The sequence below is a fragment of the Gemmatimonadaceae bacterium genome (assembly GCA_036496605.1).
In the GTDB taxonomy this organism is placed as follows: domain Bacteria; phylum Gemmatimonadota; class Gemmatimonadetes; order Gemmatimonadales; family Gemmatimonadaceae; genus AG2.
The window spans coordinates 36299-57058 of sequence record DASXKV010000060.1; the positions used below are offsets into that span (position 1 = coordinate 36299).

Below are 20760 nucleotides of genomic sequence, written 5' to 3' on the forward strand. Positions count from 1 at the left end.
AGGACGTCGGGCGCGCGCTCTTAGCGGTCCGTGGCTCGGCGACGTGCGTCGAGACGTCACACCACCTTGATGACTACTTTTCCGGTCGCCCGACCGGACTCAGAGTACGCGAGTGCGTCACGCACTTGCTCGAGCGGAAACACCTTGTCCACCAGCGGCTTGATTATGCCCCGTTCCACGAGGCGTGTGATTTCGCCCAGCTGTGCGCCGTCGGCGCGCATGAAAAGATACTCATAGCGCCCATTGTGGCGCCGCGCTGCGGCAGTCGCCTTTCGAGACATCACGCGGATCGCCAGAACGATGATCGGGTTCAGTCCCCAGCTCCGCGCAAACGCGGCTGACGGCGTATTGCCAATGCTCACAACGACGCCGCCGGGTTTCACACACTCAAAACTCCGCACGAGCGTGTCACCGCCCGCGCTGTCCAGCACCACGTCGCAGTCTTTGGCGACGTCTTCGAAGCGTTCGCTGCGGTAATCAATCGCGACGTCCGCGCCCAGGCGCCTCACGAGTTCCGCATTGCGTTGCCCTACTGTGGTGAAAACCGTTGCGCCCAGGTGGCGGGCCAACTGGATCGCCACGCTGCCGACGCCACCGCTACCCGCGTGAATCAACACCCGCTGGTTCGCGCGCAACTTTCCAATTTCCACCAATGCCTGCCACGCCGTCAGCGCGACCAACGGAAGTGACGCGGCTTCTTCAAACGTTTCGTTCGTTGGCTTGAGGGCGGCAACGCCTTCGCGGACAACGGCAAATTCAGCAAACGCTCCAATGCGATTCTTGTCCAGACGCGCATAGATCGCGTCGCCTTTCTTGAAGCGCGTCACCTGTGCGCCTACGTCGGAAACGACGCCTGCAAGATCATTACCCAGCACCAGCGGGAACCGATATTTGAGCAGCAGTTTCAACGCTCCTTTGCGCGTTTTGATATCCAGCGGATTCACGCTGGCGGCGTGCACTTGGACTAACAGATCCATTGGGCCTGTAACGGGAATGGCGATGTCCTTCACCTGCACAAGCTCATTACGCCCGTAGCGGTCGATCAGTGCGGCCTTCATGGATTTGTGTGCGATCGGGGATTCCCGGACAATACTTCCACGCTTTCGCCGACGGAAAGCGAATGGCCGCCCGGAGAGGTTCTCATATATATCGCGGAGTTCGGGTACACGCGCTTATCGCGGTCCGATGCTGCCCCCGAACATCTCCCGCCCTCGCGCATGACGGCAGTGAGCAACCACCAGCGCCATACGCAACGCTCGTTAGGTGCCACTCCGGAACGCGGAGACGAGCTGGCGGAGCGCCTCGGCCTGGGCCGCCAGTTGCTGCGACGTGGCAGCTAGCTCCTCGGCCGAGCGCGCGTTGTCGCGCGCGCTGGCCTCCACATCGCTCACGGCCCGGCATACCTCGCCGAGGTCCGCGGTCTGCTCGCCCGACGCGGCCACGGTGCGCTCCACCATCTGCGACGTCTGGCGGATGGAGGGGCCGAGCCGCTCGAGGACCTTCCCGGCGTTGCTCGTGACGAGGCCCCCGGACTGGGCGAAGCCGATGACCTCGTGGAGCACGTTCTGTGTGTGCGTGGCGAGGCGGCGCACCTCCTCGGCCACGACGGCGAAACCGCGCCCCGCGTCGCCGGCGCGGGCGGCCTCGATGCTGGCGTTGAGCGCCAGCAGGTGGGTCCAGTCCGAGAGCTTGTCGATGTCGGCCGCCTTTGTGGCGATCCGCTCGAGGACGTCGACTGCCTCGCGCATGGCCTTGCCCGCCGCGTCGGCGTTCTTGGCACTCTCGGCGGCGAGGGCCTCCATCGCCCTGCTGTCCTCCACTGTGCCTGCGATGTATTCCTGCACCTGCTCGACGATGGTCGTCGTCTCGCTCACCGCCGACGCGGCGGAGCCGGTGCTGTCGGAGAGCTTCTGGGCCGACGCGGAGACCGCGCCCGACGCCTTTGCTACGATGTCCGCGGTGGACTGCAGCTCGCGCATGAGTTGCGACAAGGCGTCGCTCATGGCGCCGAACGCGAGGGCGAAGCTGTCGCGGTCGGAGCGCGGCGATACGCGACTCGTTAGGTCACCGGCTGCGATACGATCCGCCACCGCGGCCATGTCGCCGAGATAACGCACCATCTCGGTGAAGGCGTTGCCGAACCGGTCGCGCGACGAGCGCGGTGACACGCGGACGGCGAGGTCCCCACTGGCGATCGCGCCGGCGTGGAGCGCCATCTCGTCCATGTAGGACGACAGCCGCGCCATCGCTCGCAGGAGTTGACCGATCTCGTCGTCGCCAGCGTCAGGGATGGCCAGCCCGCCTTCGCCGTGCGCGAGTTGGTCGGCCATGAGAGCGGCGGTCCGTATGGGCTCGGTGATGGACCGGCTCATGGCGTTGGCGAGCATGGCCAGCGCGCCCACGGCGCCAAGCGTGATGAGCGCGGTGAGGAGCCAGGACGCACGCTGGAGCATGCGCACGCGCTCGAGCGCCGCCGGGCCGTCGAGGTGCGCCATGCGCGCCTCGGTCACGAGACCGAAAGTGACCGTGAGCGCGAGGAGAAGCAGCAGCGCCGCCGCCGCCACGGTCGGGAGGAGACGGAGCTTCTGCTGGACGTTCGACTTGTGGAGGAAGCGCTGGAGCGCTTCGGGCAGGGGCGGCGGCTCCGCGCGAACGGAGCCGGCCGCGTCTGCCTCCAGGTCGACTACAGCCGTCACGCCGCCCGGCGAGGCTGCGCAGCGGGCTGCGGAGCGGCAGCGGGAGCGAACCACATGGCCCAGAAGCCGGCGCCCGCGAGGCCTACGGCAAGCACGAGATGGAGCACCACGTCGTAGCCGCCGATGGGCACGATGCCGAGCAGCACGGGCGTGAACATGCCGCAGATGGCGAGGACGAGGTAGGCGGCGCCGCTGCCGAGGGCGTAGGCGACGGAGCGACCTGCGCTGCGGCCCGCCCACACGCCCCAGGCGCCAAAGAGTATGTGCACGGCATTATGCAGCGCGTTCACGGGGAAGAAACCGAGGAGCATGCCCGTGGACATGTTCATCATCGTGTGTCCGGCGGCGCCGGCGGCGAAGCCGAACGCGCCCACGACGAGAAAGAGTATTCCGGACACGGTAGCCACTCGCTGAATCGACGGCATCGTGAGTCTCCGGTTGATGGGAGGGTGTGAGGATCGAGTCGCCCGCCGAAGCGGGCGCGCAGGGGAGTTTGAAGAACGACTGGCTCCCTGCGGCCGGAGTCACGCAAAGAGGAGCGTCGCGCTGCGAAGCGGCGGCGGAACATACCCTCCCGAAAGCGCGCGAGCTTGAGACTCGAGAGGTGAGTTATGAGATCCGGCCTACTCCGTGAGGCGTTGCGGGCATCTCACCCGCCATCAGCGGGTGAGATGCCGGCGTGCCACATCGAAAGGGCCGGATCTCATAACTCACCTCTCGCTTCTGGAGCTCGGTCTCGACGCGACTGGTCCCGAAATTATCGCGAAGAACCCGGATTTTATACCAGATTCACGATGCTCGGGAAAGCGCCGGCGTGCTACTGCTCTAGCCTCACCGGCTCCGTGCGCGGCTGTAGTTGCGGCGCATAACGAGGCAGGCCCGCCGCGTCGCCGACGTCCGCGACGGCAATATTCTGGTTGCGCCGAAAACGGTTGCCGGGGTCATACTTCGCCTTCACCTCACGCAGCCGCGCATAGTTGCCGCCATAGGCTTCAGCCACGCGGTTGCCCTCATCCTCGTTGAGCGCATTGACATAGACCAGCGCAGCTGACCATGGCTGCATCGCTTGGTAGAATGAACGCGTCCAGCCAATCTGGCGCGCATCATCACTCGCGTCATTCCACAAACTGAGCACGACCAAATCGATGGCCTGGCCCCGACTCGGGAACGATGTCGCCGCTGGCGACACGCGGGCTACGGCACCGTGTGCATGCTCGAGCAACATGACCGTGCGCGGCGACGGGCATGACTCGGCGAACTTCACGAACGTATCGATCGCCGCGTCCGGCAAGTCACGAAGGTACCCGGATTTCCAATAGCTTCGCAGGCCGTGGGGCACCGCGGCGTCGAGCATCTGCTGCATCGCGACGTACGGCATCCGCGCGACAAGATCGGCGACGGGAGGGCCGAAGGCCTGTAATGGCGCGAGTAGCCGCTCGCCTTCCTCCAAATCAGCCCCGGTCCACGCCGGAACGATGGCAATCATCGGAACGCCTTCCGGACTCGTTAGTGCCGCGGCATAAACCACCAACTCGTCAGGCAACTCGCTGACGAACTCGCGAAAGAACGTCAGTACTTCACGCGCTCGTGTCAGCGGATGAAGCAGCATCCCGGAGATCACCGTCCCCACGGGATGGAGCCGATACGTGATGGAGGTGACGACACCGAAGTTGCCGCCGCCGCCCTTGAGCGCCCAAAAAAGATCGGCGTGCTCCTCGGCGCTGACGGTGATCAACTCCCCATCCGCTGTGACGACGTCATAGGCAAGCGTGTTGTCACACGAGAGGCCGCACCGTCCAAGGAGCCAGCCGATACCGCCGCCGAGCGTGAGACCGGCGATCCCCGTGGTCGAGACGAGGCCGCCCGTTGTCGCGAGACCGTGGGCCTGCGTCGCGCGATCGAACTCCGCCCACGTTAGGCCAGTCTCCGCGATCGCAGTGCGTGCGACTGGATCGACGGTGATGCGCTTCATCGGCGAGAGGTCGATCACGAGTCCATCGTCGAGCATCGCCAATCCGGCGACACCGTGGCCCCCGGCGCGCACCGCCGGATAAAGATCTTCTCGAGCAGCGAAGCGCACGGCCGCGACTACATCTTCGACGCTGGTGCAGCGCGCAATCGCCGCCGGGCGGCGGTCGATCATTCCATTCCAGATGCGGCGGGCGTCGTCGTAGCCGGCGGAACTCGGAGTCAAGAGCTCCCCTCTGAATTCCCGTCTGAGAGGTTCAGTGTTCATGGTTCCCCTCCGCAGCTATGCGAGTGGCGTGTCGACGATTTCGGTGGCATCGACAATACCGCATCCGGATGACGCGTGCAACAAGGTTCGGCACCACTTTAGTAGACACTGATGGCTGATGCCGCGTGGCGTCAGTAGCTCCTTCCCGCTCCGCCACCGCCCGCCGAGCCACCACCGAAGCTCGAGCCGCCACCGCCTCCACCGCCACCGCCGCCGCCACCAGAGCTGCCCGAGTCGTTTGACGACGACGTGGTCACGACGATCTGCGAGATGACTTCGCGCCGCACGTCCTTGAAGCCACAGCTCTCACATTCGCGGTAAATGGCGCGCAGCCCGTCGGAGACAGTCGTTGCGACTTGGAGCGTGACCGAACGCGTCTCGCACGTCCGCCGCCGGCATTTCGGGCACTCCTTGTACTTGCTGAACCACTTCGGGTATGGGATCACGAGGCGCTGCTCGCATTGTGGACAGACCCACACGTCGTAGTCGACGCTGCCGAGCCGTTCCTCGAGACCTTCTTCGCGCGTGAGCATCGCGTCGTCCTCGGCTTCGCTCAAGAGGCGCATCTTCCCATGACCGGCGGGGCAGCGACGCGGTCGCCGACGACGCCACAGTGGAAGGAACCCCATGCCGGCACCCACGAGCACGAGCATCCCGAGCGGCACGAGTAACCAGGATTTGTTTCCACGCGACTCTTTGACGGCACTCGTTGCCCGCCCCGGCGCGATCGCTTCGGGACGCCACGCCGTCTCCTCTCGCGCTGCGTCGGCGAGCTTCTGCACCCCCTGCAGCATGCCGCCGTCGAAGTTGCCGGCGCGAAAAGACGGGAGCACCCAGTTGTCGAGGATGCGTCCAGTGCGCGCGTCGGGGAGTACGCCTTCGAGACCGTAGCCGACGCTCACGTAGGTCTTCCGAAGCGGCGGTGACCAGAGGAAAACGATGCCGTTGTCCCGCTGCCGCTTTCCGACGCCCCAGCGGCGGTGGAGGAGGAGCGCTGCGTCCGCGGGATCGAGTCCGTCGAGCGAATCGAGGACAACGACGGCCATCTCGATCGACTTCTCGCGCTCGAGTTTGTCGATGATCCCGTCGATCGACTGCACGGTCGAGTTGGCGAGATGGTGCGCGGGATCCGCGACCCACGTGCCGTTCGTCTCGCGCGGGTTCTTCACCCACGACAACCGCCTGTCCTTCCCAGTGCTCGAAGGCACCTGCACGAGGAGGAGAGTCGCCGCAAGCGCGGTGGGAAGTCTCAGAAGAGGAAAGCGCATCATGCGACAGCAGGCCGCTTGCCGGTCGTGCCGAGGAGTTTGCGGAGCTCGAGCTCCTCGTTTGCGCGCTCGAGCGCTGCATCGAGCGTCGGTAGAATGTGCTCTTCTCCGATCTCGTCGATCAGCACCGAGCGCTGAAGCGCCTGCAAAGGCTGCGGCTGTACTTCACAGAGCAGCACCATCGTACCATCGCCGCGGCTGCGGTGCACGACATCCTTGAGGGCGTGCAATCCCGTTGCATCGATCGCCGGAACGCGACGCATACGAAGGATCAGGACTTTGGGCTTTCCGGCAACAAGAGCAAGCGTATCTTTGAATGTCTCGGCGGCGCCAAAGAAGAACGGACCGTTGATCTCGTAAATGTCGATGCCCCGTGGCGCGACGGGCGTTGAGAGCTCGTCGCCTGCTCCGTCCTCGAGCATTTCATTCGGCACGAGGCTGACGCTCGCCAGACTCGCCATGCGGCGCATGAAGAGAAACGCCGCGAGCACCATTCCGACCTCGATCGCGACAGTAAGATCGACGAAGATCGTGAGCGCGAATGTGCTGAGCAGCACGACGACGTCGCTTCGCGGGGACGTCAGTTCGGCGCGGAAGACGCGCCACTCGCTCATCTGATATGCGACGACGAGTAGAATTCCCGCCAGCGTCGCCATGGGAATGAGCGCCGCCCAGCGGCCGAAGAAGAGCGTGATCAGCAGGACCGTAATCGCATGCGTCATCCCGGCGACCGGAGTGCGGCCTCCATTCTTGATGTTGGTCGCCGTGCGAGCGATCGCTCCCGTTGCTGGAATCCCGCCAAAGAGTGGCGACACGATGTTCGCGACGCCTTGCGCCACCAGCTCCATGTTGGACCGATGCTGCCCACCGATCATTCCGTCGGAGACGACGGCCGAGAGGAGCGATTCGATCGCGCCGAGGAGCGCGATCGTGAACGCGGGCCTAACGAGTCGGACTGCATCCGCATAGCCGAGGTGCGGTACGACCGGCCGCGGTAGACTGGCGGCAAGCGATCCGAAGCGACTTCCGATGGTTTCGACGTTCAGATGCATCAACTGCACGATCGCTGTCGTGGCGAGCAACGCGACGAGTGGACCAGGAATGCGACGACTCACGCGTGGCCACAACGCGATGATGACGATCGACGCGATGCAAACTCCCGTCGCCGCGCCGTTGATCGTTCCAAAGTGCTGCGCAAACGTTCGAAAGCGTTCGACGAAGTCGGCGGGGACGGCGCCCATGCGGAGGCCGAAGGCATCCTTGATTTCACCGCTCGCGATGATGACCGCGATACCGGAAGTGAAGCCGGTGATCAGCGGGTGAGGTATGAAGCGAATGGCGGCGCCGAGTCGGGCGAGGCCGAAGCCGATGAGCAGCACGCCAGCCATCAGCGTGGCGATCGTTAGGCCTTCGAGGCCATACTGTTGCACGATCCCGTACACGATCACGACAAACGCGCCGGTCGGCCCGCCGATCTGAACGCGTGAGCCGCCCAGCGCCGAGATGACGAATCCGGCGACGATTGCGGTGTAGAGTCCGCGATTCGGTGTTACGCCGCTCGCGATCGCAAACGCAATCGACAGCGGAAGGGCCACGACACCCACGATGACCCCGGCAGTGAGATCGCGGACGAACTGTTCGCGGGAGTATTGCCTGAGGGTTGTGGCCAGCTTCGGAACAAACGCGTGGACTGGCGGCACGAAGGTGTCGTAGCGACGAAGTCGATTGTGGGATCTGCGGGCCGGCTGGGTAAGAGTGCCGGCGCCGAAAGTTAGTCGGCCATCGAGCCGCGCCCCGTCAGCGAAACCCCTACATGGGCGTCGTCGAATACCCGACCAGCTGCACGAACGCATTCCCGCCTAACGCGTTCCTCACAGGCCGCCCGTGATCGGCGAGGGTTTGCAGCCCCAGAAGGTCAGGTAGATGCCTAACGAAAACTCCCATACGGCGATTGGCAGCGCCGCAATTGCTGCGACCGGGCCTACCGATCCAATGAGCCCGGCCAGAACGGCGAACCACGCCACGGCGAGCAGACCCGCTCCGATGAATCCCAGCACCGGAAGCCACCGCGGCACCAGGCGCGACTGATACAGCAGGGAACCCAGCAACACACCGTTCACGGCCGGGATGAAGCTCTGGGCGAAGTGGAAGGTCCACTGGTACTGGGCCGCGAGGCCCTGGGCTGTGAACAGTGCACCGGTTCCCGCCCCCGCCCGGCGCAAGCTCACGATCGACATGAGGCTGACGATGCCGACATAGATCGTGGCGGCTTCCAGCGTGCGTGAGGCGACGAATCCCACCGCGCGTGCCTCACCCTGCCGCTTGACGATCGGGTAGAGCGCCACGGCAGTTCCGATACCGGCGAGGGCCACAACCATTTCGAGCAGGACACCGAGAATCACCGGAGCATCCGGGCCTGCGCCCACCACGAAGTCTGGACCCCGCACGGAACGGTAAAGACCGAGGGTGGGGATCGACACAAAGGTGAGCAGATAGAAGATGCCAGCGGCCAACGAGTACTTCCGCAGCGAGTTCATACCGACTCCTCCTGGCATCGCAGATCGAGCGTCTCGGACTGTCTCCACGTTCAAGAGGCGGCAGGCGTTCGGACGACCCACGTCGTCATGCATCGCAGGTTCTGCACGACGCTCGTCTTGAGTGGGTCCAACAGTTCACCGCCAAGGCGCGCGGTCGCATCCATGAGAATCTGCTCATCAACGAGAAAGCGCTGCGAGCCGTCCGACAGCTCGAACCGGCGCCCGCCGAGGTGACGGAATCGCCCTTCCATTCCGATCGTCGAAGCAAGCCGACAGAAGAGCATTCCACCCGGACGCAGGACACGCCACATCTCGTGCAGCATCGCCACGAAGTGCTCCTCGTCTCGCGCGAAATGGAGCACGGCACTGCTCAGGACGACGTCGGCGACGGCGTCGGGAAACGATGTCGCTTCGACGGCCTCGACGCGAAAATTCTCCGACGCCAACCCTGGCGCGAGCTCGCTGGCGAGGCGTCGCACTTTGTCGATCATCGCGGGATTCTCGTCCACTCCCAGCACATGGCATCCACTGCGCAAAAGGTACACGAGGTTCCGACCCGCGCCGCATCCGGCATCCAACACCGTCATCTCCGGCGTGATGCGACCACGCAGGAGTTGATCGAAGACATATATGTCGATTTCCCCGAACTGCTCGGCGAGGGAGTTGCGCGGCATCTACGCGACCTCCTACTTCGCGGGCCGGCCGCCGCTGGGCGACGTGAAAAGACTCACATCGAGACCGTAACCACGGACGACGGCCGCGAATCGCGGGGACTGGCGAACCGGATCGTACAGGCGATCCGAGAACGAATCCCACTTCGGCGTAATCTCCCGCGCACGCAACGCCGCTTCCAGCTCGCTCAGCGCACGAGTCGTGTCGCCCATCCCGATCGTCGCCCACATCGAAGCGCTATGAATCAACCAGGTGTCTCTCGGGAGACGATCGAGGTCGCGGAGGATGGCGCGCGCGGCGAGCGTATCGCCCGCCGCGCCGAGCGAGTACGCCGCCTGCCCGCGCCAGGGCGGCGGCGCTTCGATCCCCGAAGCGAGCGATCGCGCGAGCGACGCGTTTCCTGCCGCGACAGCGTCCATCGCGCCGATCGTGCGCGCGAGCACCAAGCCTGGATCGACCTCGCGCGCATGACGGTTGACCGTGAGAGCGGTATCCATCTGCCCCGACAACGAGAGCGTGTGCCCGAGCCACACGAACGCCGTGCCATTCAACGGATCCAACGCGACGGCGCGCCGTAACTCGGCGGTCGCGTCGAGGATGCGACCACGGTGCATCAAGTGACGTCCGTACTGCATGTGCGCATCGGACGACATCGAGTCGAAGCGCACTGCCGCCAGGTATTGTTGTTCTGCCTCCTGCCACCGAAAGGCGTGATCGAGCGCGAGCGCGAGCCCGACGTGCGCGTCGACGGCCGTGGAATCGAGAGCCAGCGCGTTGTGCGCCGCGTCAGTCGCTTCATGCTCGATCGCGGAGACGGGCGTCGGGGTGAAGTACGGCAATAGCTCGAGCGCTTCGCTCAACATGCCGTACGCGCGGGCGAACGTGCGGTCCTTCGCGATGGCGTCTCGAAAGTATGCGACGGACCGCGCGACGCCGGGCCCTCGATGCTCGAGGAGATACAGGCCGCGAAGATACGAGTTGTACGCGTCGAAGTTGGTGGTGCCCGCGACGCTCGGCGCGCTTGCCGGCGCCGAGCTGCCGCTCGTGAGCGCGGGGCGAAGCTCGTCGACAATCGATGCGCTGATCGCGTCCTGCACCGAGAAGACGTCTTTCGCATCGCGCTCGTACTTGCTACTCCACAACGCCACGCCGTCCGCCGTACGCGTGAGCTGGCAGGTGATCCGCAAGCGTTCTCCGACGTGTTGAATCGCCGCCTCGAGCACCGCCTCGACGCCAAGCTCCTTCCCGACAGATCGAACGTCGACCTTCATGCCTTTGTACGTGAAGGCCAGGCTGTGCGACGTGACGCGAAGGCCCGGCACTCTACTCAACGCGCTCGTGAGGTCGATGGCCATGCCATCCGAGAAGTACTCGGCCGCCGAGTCGCCACCGATGTTGGCGAATGGCAGGACGGCCAGGCTGCGCGGCGTTGCTTTGCCACCAACGACTCGACCCCGTGTGACAAATGCCGCGATCACGGCAACGATTATGAGAACGCTAACGCCTATTTCTAGAAGGCGTCGGCTCGGCCCGCGCGGGCCGTGGGGAGCGGCCAGCGCATCCAGCTCCTCGAGAATCGTCCGTGCACTCGCCGGACGGTCATCGGGACTCTTGTGCAAGCACCGCGCGACGAGGGCCGAGAGCCGCGCCGGCACGGCAGCTCTCAGCGCGTCGACGCGGCGCGGCTCCTCCTGCACGTGCGCCACGAGCAGCTGCTGTGGTGACATGCCCGAGAATGGCGGCGTACCAGTCAGCAGCTCGAAGGCGAGACATCCGAACGAGTACACATCGGCACGGTGATCCAGATTTGGGTCGCCGAGCGCCTGCTCCGGCGCGATGTAGGCGGGCGTCCCGATCATGACGCCGACCGCAGTCAGCGTCTCGCTTGTGTCATGCGTGCGCGACGCCGAGATGGCCTTCGCAATGCCGAAGTCAGTGACGACCGCCGCGTCACCGGAGAGCAGAACGTTCTCAGGCTTGATGTCGCGGTGAACCACACCGCGTTCGTGCGCGTAATCGAGCGCGCGCGCCACGTCACGGAGAATGTTGATGACGGCGGCGATTGGTAACGGACCGCCTGCCGCGAGGCGATGGCGCAGCGACTCTCCGTCGACGAACGGCATCGTGTAATACGGAACGCCGCCCGAGTCGCCCGCACTGAGCACGGGGACGATGTTCGCCTGCTGGAGCTGCGCCGCGAGCCGTATCTCGCGCGCAAATCGCTCGGCGGAGAGCTCGCCGGCGAACTGCGGTGAGAGAACTTTAATGACGACCTTGCGACCGAGGGAACGCTCGTGCGCGAGGAAGACGAGCGACATCCCGCCGCCCCCGAGCTCTCGCTCGAGGGTGTACGTGTCACCGAGAATTCGCTGGATTTGCTCGCTGAGTGGCACCCTGTCCCACGCGGTAAACCGTCGGCGCCATTCTACGAGAAATCAGTCGGCGTCGCCATCACCGTTCGTCCCTCGTCAGGGTGCCTGCAATGCCCTCTAGTCTAACCTTCGCGAGAACGTCGCATTCGCGTGATTGAAAACGCAAGGCGAAGCACGCGTGAGCCTGCCGTGCCGCGGTGGGCCAAAGTAAAACGTCGTGGACATTGGCCCACGACGTTTTACCTGCGGGAGTGCCGGAGCCCTGCAGGGCGTCAACGACTCGCGATGAGCGCGGCTTCGTCAGCCAGAATATGGTGATTGTACCGAGCGTCCAGCGCCTGTGCCGCCGCTTCCGCAAGCACACGCGCCCCAGCCGCATTCGGATGAACACCGTCGAGACTGATAAGCGAACCGTACGGCTGCAAGGTTGTCATCATTGCGAGGACGTTGAATGGGGGTCTGATGTCCGAGCGGCCGTAAAGCGCCTGCAGCGCGAAGTACGCAAAGCCTCGTCGCTCCGCCTCCTGTTGAATATGGACGTTCATCCGCGCCAGAAGCGAGTTGACAGCGGCCGCCTCGGTCGGCGTAAGGATGTTGTCTTCGGTAGTAGCAGTGCCGCCCGCGCAGCTCAACGGATACGTGCCAAGATTGTGAGCCTTGAAGAACGCCCCGGTCGCCGCAGCCTTTGGTACCACAATCGGTACAAAGAGCAGATTCGCGCTGCCCATGCAGTCTCCGAGGACGTTCACATTGAACGCGGCAGCAAAGGCGCCACGCTGCGACCATATCTCATCCCCCGTGCGGAAAGCGGGGAAGCTCGCGACGTCGTCGATGAGGCCGACTACGACGGCTTCCTTTGCGGTCGCCTGCACCTGATCCAGGACCTGGTCATAAAGCGGCGCCCAAAGGGCGAACGGAAACATCGAGACGCCTTCGATTGCGACACCATTTCGCGCATTGAGAACTTCGTTACCACCCAACTCCACCGAGACGAGCTTCGGATTCTGCGCGACCATCGATGACACCTGCGTCATCCCTGACTCGAGAACGCGGGAAATCAGCTGCCTATTGGAGTCATCCGTGGAGTTTTCGGGCGTCGTGAAGAGCGCGTCACGCGTAAGGGCAGCGTTGATCGCAAGATTTTGAACGGGCTTTACGACGTCATTCTGAAGCGGCGAGCAGCTGAGGTGTGACGGGTCATCTCCCGCGCCTTCGCCACTCAGCCGCACGCCCGATGCAAGGGGAGCAACGAGTGGAGACCGGCACCCTGTTCCGTCGATGTACGGCTGGGTGATCGAGCGATGCGCCATGGCGGCAAGTTGCGCTGGCCAGGATGTCGCCTGCGTAGCTGCGACGACTCCATCGGACTGCCACCCCATGCTCAGGCTCGTCCCAATGGCCACATAACGATTGAACACGCCGCGCCCCTCGGATTCATCGAGGTTGGCGGCGGTCGCGGGATTGAGCGCCGTTATCGAGGCCCGAGCCGGGTTCGTGGCGTCGGTACAGGCGGCGGCGCTGAGTGCGAGGATGCTGCAGAATGTGAGGGCGGAGCGGCGGCGCATCGTAGCCTCCAAGCGGTGTCGGATACGGTCGACGTGCTTAACGAGGCGCCGAATATGTGCGTACGCCATAACGAATCCATACGCAAGATGACGTAGTGGTGGCATGATCGGCGATCGCTGGGTGGCGGGCCGACCACCGGCCACTGAGTCGTTAAGCGTTATGCGTGGGCCTGCTCGATCCGACGCGGATCGAGTAGTCCAACCAAAACGTTGCGGGCTGAATCGATTCCTGACAGCCACGAGTCGGTCAACCCGTTCGCTGACACGCTTTTGCATACGCGCAGGGCTCCAGCGGCATCGACTCACGATTGCCTTGGGGACGCACCACACGCGCCGATGCCACAGCCGTATTTCGTGCCGACGAGGCCCAGGAAATCGCGAGTACCCACAGCACGGAGTATCCGGCGTCACGTCCACCGAGTGGGACTGGCGATTCGAAAGGGCGACAAACTACTGAGTTGCCGGCCACGAGCGCTCAGCTTCCCGCTCACAGCTGGCCGCTCGACACTGACAGCTCGGCTGCTCAACGATGTTCTCGCCGCGCCCTTCTCGACGCGCCCTTCTCGACGCGCCCTTCTCGACGCGCCCTTCTCGACGCGCCTCTCTGCCCTCTGCCCTCTACCCTCTACCCTCTACCCTCTGCCCTCTGCCCTCTACCCTCTACCCTCTACCCTCTGCCCTCTACCCTCTACCCTCCCTCCACCCTCTACCCTCTACGGCGTCGCGGTCACTCGCGGGAACTCTCCCTCCCGCATCGCGGCATCGTAGGCAAACGTCGCGAGCACGACGGACGCCTGCTTCAACGCCTCCGGGTCCACCCGCTCGAACGTGTCCATATTGGTGTGGTGGATGCGCGTGTCGTACTCGGTGTAGTCCTGGATCGTGTTGAAGCCGGGGAGGCCCAGGGCGATGAACGACAGGTGATCGGTGCTTCCAATTTTCTCCATCACGTTCCGCCGGGCACCGAGATCGCGGAGTGGCGCGAGCCATTCGTCGAAGATCGTCTTCGCGGCGGCATTTCCTTCCATGTACCAGCCATAGATCCGTCCCGTGCCCGGATCATTATTGAGATAGAGGGAGAACTTCTCACGCGCCTTGGCGTTGACGTCGCCGGCATAATGGCGCTGTGCATACGCGCGCGAGCCGAGGAGTCCCTCCTCTTCACCGCCCCAGATGGCGGCCCGGATGGTGCGACGCGGCCTGACACCGGTTGCCTTCAGAATCCGCATCGTCTCGATCAACTCGGCGACCGCGTCGGCGTTGTCGGCGGCGCCCTGAGCAGAGTGCCACGAGTCGATGTGTGCGCCTAACAACACGACCTCGTCGCCGAGCCTGGGATCGGTTCCCGGAATCTCGGCGATCACGTTGTACGCGTTGGTATCAGCGGTCTCGTAGCGTGCCCGCAAGGAGACACGCAGCCTCACCGATGAGGAGTCGTGAATCAAGCGCACGAGCAGGTTGTACTGTTCTGATGAGACGATCAGCGACGGCACCGAGTTCTCAGGCGAACTGGCGCGATTGCCGAGGACGAACATCGTTCCCTCGTCACCTTCGGTGGGTCGCAGCACGGCCGCGGCTCCAAGCTCGCGCAGAGTGGCGAACATCGTCTGTCGCGGCAGCGGCCCGGTTGCGTTGACGGGCCGCGGCTGGCCGATTGGAACGGGGGCGTCGTGCTCCGTCGGCTGCATTCGATCGCGGGTGATGAAGACCTCCTGCGGCTTCGTCGCGAGAATGATCGCGCCGCGGATTGCGGCCGCGTGTGCGCGCACCGAGTCCACGTTCGCCAGGTCGCCGATGTACACCGGCTTACCCTCGACAGTGCCGTTCGTCGATGGCGACCAGGCCTCGGCATACGCGATGAGCGGCATGTAGCGTGGCGCCGTCAACTCGGCGGTCTGCCCCTCGAGCGTCCAGCCGCGTCCGAAGGGCCAGGACTCGAGGTGCACGTTCGAGAGCCCGTAGTCACGAAGCTTCTGCGCGGCCCAGTCGACGGACTGCTTGAACGCCGGCGAGCTCGTTAGGCGCGGACCGATGACTGTCGTGAGATGGTCGAACAGCTCGAGTGCGTGCGAGCGGTTCATTCCTTCGTCGCGGATTCGTGCGAGGTTGACGGAATCCTGCGCGCGTGCGGAGGCTATGGCCGCGAACGCCAGCAGTGCGGCGATGCTGTAGGATCGCATGGCGCCAGTGTACGGCCTTCCTGCCACCCGTGCAACCGCGCGGGACTGGCGGGACGACATCGGCGGCCTGCCGCGACCATCGCGCGACAGACGCAACGCGAGCGTAAGGCGGCCAAACGCATGTTGCTCGAGTCGAACCTGAGATTCACCTTCCCAATGGCGAAAAACCGCGTTAAGGGCGCGGCGTTGAGCTTGCTGAGTTGGTGGGTGATGCACTTGCTCGACATCAAATGGTCTCGCGATCGCGACCACGCGGCCGCTGGCCAGCGATGTTGCCGCTCGACTGCCGCTGAGCCGCGTCGCCGACGGCTATCGGCTGCTCGACTCCTTCCCACACGGCAAGGTTCTGATCTTGCCGCAGCTTGAACGCGCTCGTTAGGCCAGCTACTCTAACCGCAGGGCTTCCAACGGCCCGACCTTCGCCGCTCGTCTCGCCGGCAAATAGCTCGCGACGACGGCCGTCGCCACCAGCACGACGATCGCGATGCTGAGCGACGGCAAGTCGATCGTGCCAACGCCAAAGAGCTGCGCTCGAATCAATCGCGTTGCCGCAAGCCCCGCCGGCACGCCGATTATGACTCCTATAATGGCGACGCGCACCGCCTCGCCGAGAACCATGCTCGTCACATTGCCCGGCTCCGCGCCGAGCGCGGCGCGTAGTCCGAACTCGCTGGTGCGCTGGCTGGTCGAATACGCCGTGACGCCGTACAGACCGAGTGCCGCGAGCACCAACGTGACGAGACAGAAGAACATCGTCACTTGCTCGAGCAGCACGTCCTCCGAAACAGTGCCGCGCACGAGATCGTTCACCGGGTCGACGAAGACCGGCAGCTTGGGGTCGACGTCTTCGACGGCCCGACGAATTGGTCCTACGAACCGAGACGGATTCCCGCGAACGTGCACCGAGAGTTTGGCTTGCCCAGTCTCGCCCATGGTCGGATCGCTGAACGCGATGTACATCTGGCGATGTGGCTTCTCGCGGACGTCGGCGCTCTGAAAATCCCGCACGACCCCGACGATGGTGTACGCGACACTGTCGGCCGTCACCGTACCGCCGAGTGGATCGCGAGCAGCGAAATACCGCTTCGCCATCGTCTCATTGATCACCGTGGCGGGCGGTCCGGCCTCGAGATCGCGCGGCTCGATGTCGCGGCCGCGCAGCAAGCGCGCGCCGATGGAATGGATAAAGTTCGGGCCGACGCGGTCGAGCCAGATCAGGCGCTCGGAATCCGCTTGCGGAATGAAACCAGCCACATCGACGTTACGGGTGGACGCACCCCCACTGAACAATCCGTGATCGGCGAACGCGACCGCATCCACACCGGGTAATCGGCCGACGCGGTCCGCGAGGTCGCGCCGCAATTGCCCCAGGCGCGCTCCGACGTACTGCGTCCGCGCCGTCCGCACGCGCACTGCTACCAGGTGATCGCGATCCACTCCGATGTCACTGTGCAGGAGTTGCTGCATGCTGCGCGCGAGCAAACCGCCCCCGATGAGCAGCAGCATCGACAGCGCGATCTGCGCCACGACGAGCGCGCGCCCGAACGGAATGCGGCCGACGCGCGCCGCGCCCATCAGACTGCGTCCCTGCGAGCGCAACGACGTCGCGAGATCGACACGCGTCGCGCGGAAGGCAGGCAAAAGCCCGAACAGCAGAACACACGCAAGTGTCACCGCCGCCGTGAACGCGAGCACGCGCGCATCGGGCGTCGTATCGATGGCGATCGGGCTCGACGCGCTCACGGTCGCGAGCAGCACACGCGTGCCCCAGGTCGCCGCGAACACCCCGAGCACGCTCGACACGATCGCGAGCGCAGTGCCCTCGATGAGCATTTGCTGAATCAACCGCCCGCGGCCGGCGCCGAGCGTCATGCGCACCGTCATCTCACGACCGCGCGCGACGGTGCGCGCGAGCATCAGGCTCGACACGTTCGCGCAGACGACGAGAATGACCAAACCAACCGCCGCCATCAGCACCCACAGCGCCTTTCCATACTCGGCGCGCCGTTCCGAGAACCCGCGGGCGCCCGACAGGACGCGAATGGGCGTGTCCTTCAGATTCTGCTCGAACTCGGCCAGGTCGCGTCCGGAGATGTGTTCGCGAATCGCATTCGCCTCCACCGCGCTGACCTCGTGGCGTGCCTGCTCGAGCGTGACGTCCGGCTTGAGCCGTCCCATCATCATGAGCCAGCACCATCCGCGATCGTCGAGCAACCGCATTCGCGGCTGAATCGCCGGCTGCATCATCATCGGCAGCCAGAAGTCCATCGGCTCGCCGACAATATCGCCGCCGAAGCCCGGCGGGGTGACGCCGACGATCGTGATCGCGACGTCGTTCACGCGCATGGCGCTGCCGATCGCGGCGAACGACCCCGAGAAGCGACGCTGCCAATAGTCGTACGTGAGGACCGCGACCGGATCTTCCCCCGGCGCCTCGTCTTCCGCCGCGGTGAAGGTGCGGCCCGCGTACGCGGCCACGCCGAGCACGCTAAAGAAATTTCCGGTCACGAATCGCGCGTGCGGTTGCTCGGCGGTTGCGTCGGTGCCCGCGCCCACCTGCACGTCGATCGGACCGGACCCTCCGTTCGCGTACATGTCGCTGAACACGGTGTTGCGTGCGCGCACGTCCCGATAGAGCAGGAACGAGACGAAGTCGGTAATCGGGGGGGAGGCGGTCCCGTTCGAATTCACCTGGGCAGGATCAGTGACGATCACGAGCTGCTCGGGATGCGCCACCGGAAGAGGACGCAGCAGCAGCGCGTCGACGAGCGTGAAAATCGCCGTATTCGCGCCGATGCCGAGTGCGAGCGTGCCGACGACCGTGAGCGTGTAGGCGGGCCGGCTCTTGAGCGATCGAATCGCATAGCGCAGATCGCGCACGATGGACTCGAGCCGCTCGATCCCGCGCATATCGCGGCTCACTTCCTTCATCTGCTCCACGCCGCCGAACTCGAGGCGCGCGCGACGCAGCGCCGCCTCACGCGGCATGCCTTGCTGCTCGTACTTCTCAGCCTCGCGCTCGATGTGGAAGCGCAGCTCGTCGTCCAGCTCTCGCTCGACGGAGGCGCGTGAGAACAATGCGCGCAGGCGATACCGGATATCGCTCAGCAACGGTTCCTCCTCTTGCACTTCTACAGGTCTGTGGCAGTATGCAACCGCTCCTGTAGAAGCGCAATGGGTCCGCCGCGATCAGGACGTCGTCATTCGACTGCGTCGAAAGCGATCCATCATTCTCACCAGCTCGGCGTTCGTGAATGGTTGCCAGCCGTGCGGCTTCATCGGACGTCCGTACTCGAAAGTGAAGTTCGCTTTCGGGTTGTCGAGCTTTGCCGTCTCCTGCTCCATCAAATAGACGCCGAGGTTCAGGTAGTAGTTGTCCATGTCGCCGACGTAGACGTGCATCTTGCCGGCGAGCGACGGTCCGATCCGCGCCCAGTTCTGGCGAAGATTCCACGTGAGATCGTCCCCATGGCCGCGCCAATATGCGGCGACGTCCTTGTCGATCACTCCCGTCAGCCGATTCCAAAGGCGCCGCGGATAGCCGTCGGTGCCGACGGGTCCGTAGGCCGCGTCCCACGCGTCGTACTGCTGTCCGCTCCGCGCCTTATCGCCGAGGACCGCTTCGAGGCGGCTCATGAGACGGAACGAAAGCAAGTCCTGGCCTTCAGTGGTGCGGCTCATCGAACGTTCCGGCACCGGTGCTTGCGCATTGTTCGGGAAGAACGCGTTGGAGTCGGAGTAGATGTCGACCGTTTGATTGCGTCGGAAATCGACCGGATCCGGATAGAGACACCACGCTCCGCCGAAAAAGTCGGGGCGTTGAATCTGGAGCGCCGCGCACTCCCAGCCTCCTGTCGATCCGCCCGTGAGGAAGCGCGCGTTGGCTTCGCGAATGAGATGAAAGCGGCGCTCGAGCTCCGGCACGAGCTCGGTGAGCAGCGCGTCCTGATACGGACCGTTGTTCAGCGAGTTCACGGCATACGAATCGTCGTAATATGGCGTGGGATGCTGCCAGGTGATCGCGACGTAGCGCGGGAAGTCGTCACTCATCCACGCTTTAGCGAACTCTAAACCGCTCTCGCGAGCCGATCCCGGCGTCGGGTCCCACACACTCGCTTCGTTACTCGGTCGCCCCGCACCACGACGAGTATCCTGAGCGGGACTTTCGGTGAAGCCGAACGGCGCGCCAAGGCCGAAATGCCCCTGGCTGTAGACCGCGGGGTAGCGTTGACTCGAAGTTGAATCGAAGTCCTTCGGCAGCAGCACGGTCGCGCCGATGTAGACCGGCGCTCCCCAGAACTTCGAGAGCAGCTCGCTCTTCATCTTCACGCGCTTGACCCATCGCGTATCTGCGGGTGACGTAACGGCTGGTAATATCTTCGTCAACGCGAGACGGACCGTCGTCCGCGCCGACGGATCGAAGTGCACTTTGACGACGTCACTCACCAGGTTGCCTGGCGACGTCGACCAGTGCTGCCCTTCCCACTGGTCGGCGTGCACCCAGATCGTGTGACCGTCGGCGCGGTGGTACTGCGTGTACACGTTGAGCAACGCCTGCACGTAGTAGTCGCCTGCGGGCATGTGTCCCAGATCGTCGAACGGAAAGCCGAGAACCTTCGCGCCAACCGTCTCTGTCGTGCCGGGGTTCCATGCGCTCACGTCCACGCCATAGAACGGCACGCTGCCGCCGTAGCTGCCGGCGAGAAAGCGCGGTTCGCGATCACTGGCGCGTGCGAAGATGACGAAGAGCCGGCCGGTCATGGGCACGCTGCTCGCCGACGGCGCGAGGCTCACGATGGCCTGCTGCGCGGCAGCGGGCGTCGCAGCCGCGAGGCACGCGATCAGCGTCGATGCGAGGAAGAGGGGCGGACGGGGCATCATCACTCCATACAGGGTTAGTTCAATTCTAGTGGCGATGCGGTAGGCGTCGAGAAGGGCACGTCGGGAAGAGGGCGCGTCGAAAACGGCGCGTCGAAAACGGCGCGTCGAATAGGGCGACAAACTACTGAGCTGCCAGCCCCTAGCTGTCAGCGCTCAGCTGTCTCCTCACAGCTGGCCGCTTCGAGACTGACGGCTGGTTGGTCAACGGTCTACTCGCCGCGCCCTCTTCGACGCGCCCTCTTCGACGCGCCCTCTTCGACGCGCCCTCTTCGCCGCGCCCTCTTCGCCGCGCCCTCTTCGCCGCGCCCTCTTCGCCGCGCCCTCTTCGCCGCGCCCTCTTCGCCGCGCCCTCT

At 64.6% G+C, this 20760-nt stretch carries 13 protein-coding genes; all 13 read right to left on the reverse strand.

Annotation, left to right across the window (positions count from 1 at the left end; genetic code table 11):
• Positions 1-56: 56 nt before the first annotated feature.
• The 13 genes from VGH98_23705 to VGH98_23765 all read right to left on the reverse strand — a co-directional run bounded on the left by VGH98_23705 (position 57) and on the right by VGH98_23765 (position 20404).
• Entirely contained in the window at positions 57-1058 is a 1002-nt protein-coding gene (locus tag VGH98_23705) for an NADP-dependent oxidoreductase (protein ID HEY2379006.1), read from the reverse strand.
• A 201-nt stretch (positions 1059-1259) separates the two neighbouring features.
• On the reverse strand, positions 1260-2696 hold the full coding sequence (locus tag VGH98_23710) for a methyl-accepting chemotaxis protein (GenBank protein ID HEY2379007.1): 1437 nt from the start codon (positions 2694-2696) through the stop codon (positions 1260-1262).
• Positions 2693-3121, reverse strand: a complete 429-nt coding sequence (locus tag VGH98_23715) for a DUF4383 domain-containing protein (GenBank protein ID HEY2379008.1) — start codon at positions 3119-3121, stop codon at positions 2693-2695. Before VGH98_23715 ends, VGH98_23710 begins: the two co-directional genes overlap by 4 nt.
• A gap of 392 nt (positions 3122-3513) precedes the next feature.
• A complete protein-coding gene (locus VGH98_23720; GenBank protein ID HEY2379009.1) occupies positions 3514-4890 on the reverse strand; it encodes an FAD-binding oxidoreductase in 1377 nt (458 codons plus the stop codon).
• Positions 4891-5063: 173 nt separating this feature from the next.
• Entirely contained in the window at positions 5064-6203 is a 1140-nt protein-coding gene (locus VGH98_23725) for a TPM domain-containing protein (GenBank protein HEY2379010.1), read from the reverse strand.
• Positions 6200-7900 (reverse strand): SulP family inorganic anion transporter, encoded by a 1701-nt coding sequence (locus tag VGH98_23730; protein HEY2379011.1) that lies wholly within the window; start codon positions 7898-7900, stop codon positions 6200-6202. Before VGH98_23730 ends, VGH98_23725 begins: the two co-directional genes overlap by 4 nt.
• A 171-nt stretch (positions 7901-8071) precedes the next feature.
• A complete protein-coding gene (locus tag VGH98_23735) occupies positions 8072-8737 on the reverse strand; it encodes a DUF4386 domain-containing protein (GenBank protein ID HEY2379012.1) in 666 nt (221 codons plus the stop codon).
• A 50-nt stretch (positions 8738-8787) separates the two neighbouring features.
• Positions 8788-9411 carry a class I SAM-dependent methyltransferase gene (locus VGH98_23740; protein ID HEY2379013.1) on the reverse strand — a complete coding sequence of 208 codons (624 nt, stop codon included), beginning with the start codon at positions 9409-9411 and terminating at the stop codon, positions 8788-8790.
• Positions 9412-9423: 12 nt separating this feature from the next.
• Positions 9424-11802: a protein kinase gene (locus tag VGH98_23745; protein ID HEY2379014.1), complete on the reverse strand. Its 2379-nt coding sequence runs from the start codon at positions 11800-11802 to the stop codon at positions 9424-9426.
• A gap of 251 nt (positions 11803-12053) precedes the next feature.
• Complete coding sequence (locus VGH98_23750; protein ID HEY2379015.1) at positions 12054-13346, reverse strand: SGNH/GDSL hydrolase family protein; 1293 nt, start codon at positions 13344-13346, stop codon at positions 12054-12056.
• Between the two features lie 713 nt (positions 13347-14059).
• Positions 14060-15526, reverse strand: a complete 1467-nt coding sequence (locus tag VGH98_23755; GenBank protein HEY2379016.1) for a M20/M25/M40 family metallo-hydrolase — start codon at positions 15524-15526, stop codon at positions 14060-14062.
• Between the two features lie 384 nt (positions 15527-15910).
• On the reverse strand, positions 15911-18637 hold the full coding sequence (locus VGH98_23760; GenBank protein HEY2379017.1) for an ABC transporter permease: 2727 nt from the start codon (positions 18635-18637) through the stop codon (positions 15911-15913).
• A 78-nt stretch (positions 18638-18715) separates the two neighbouring features.
• Entirely contained in the window at positions 18716-20404 is a 1689-nt protein-coding gene (locus VGH98_23765) for a hypothetical protein (GenBank protein HEY2379018.1), read from the reverse strand.
• Between the last annotated feature and the right edge of the window lie 356 nt (positions 20405-20760).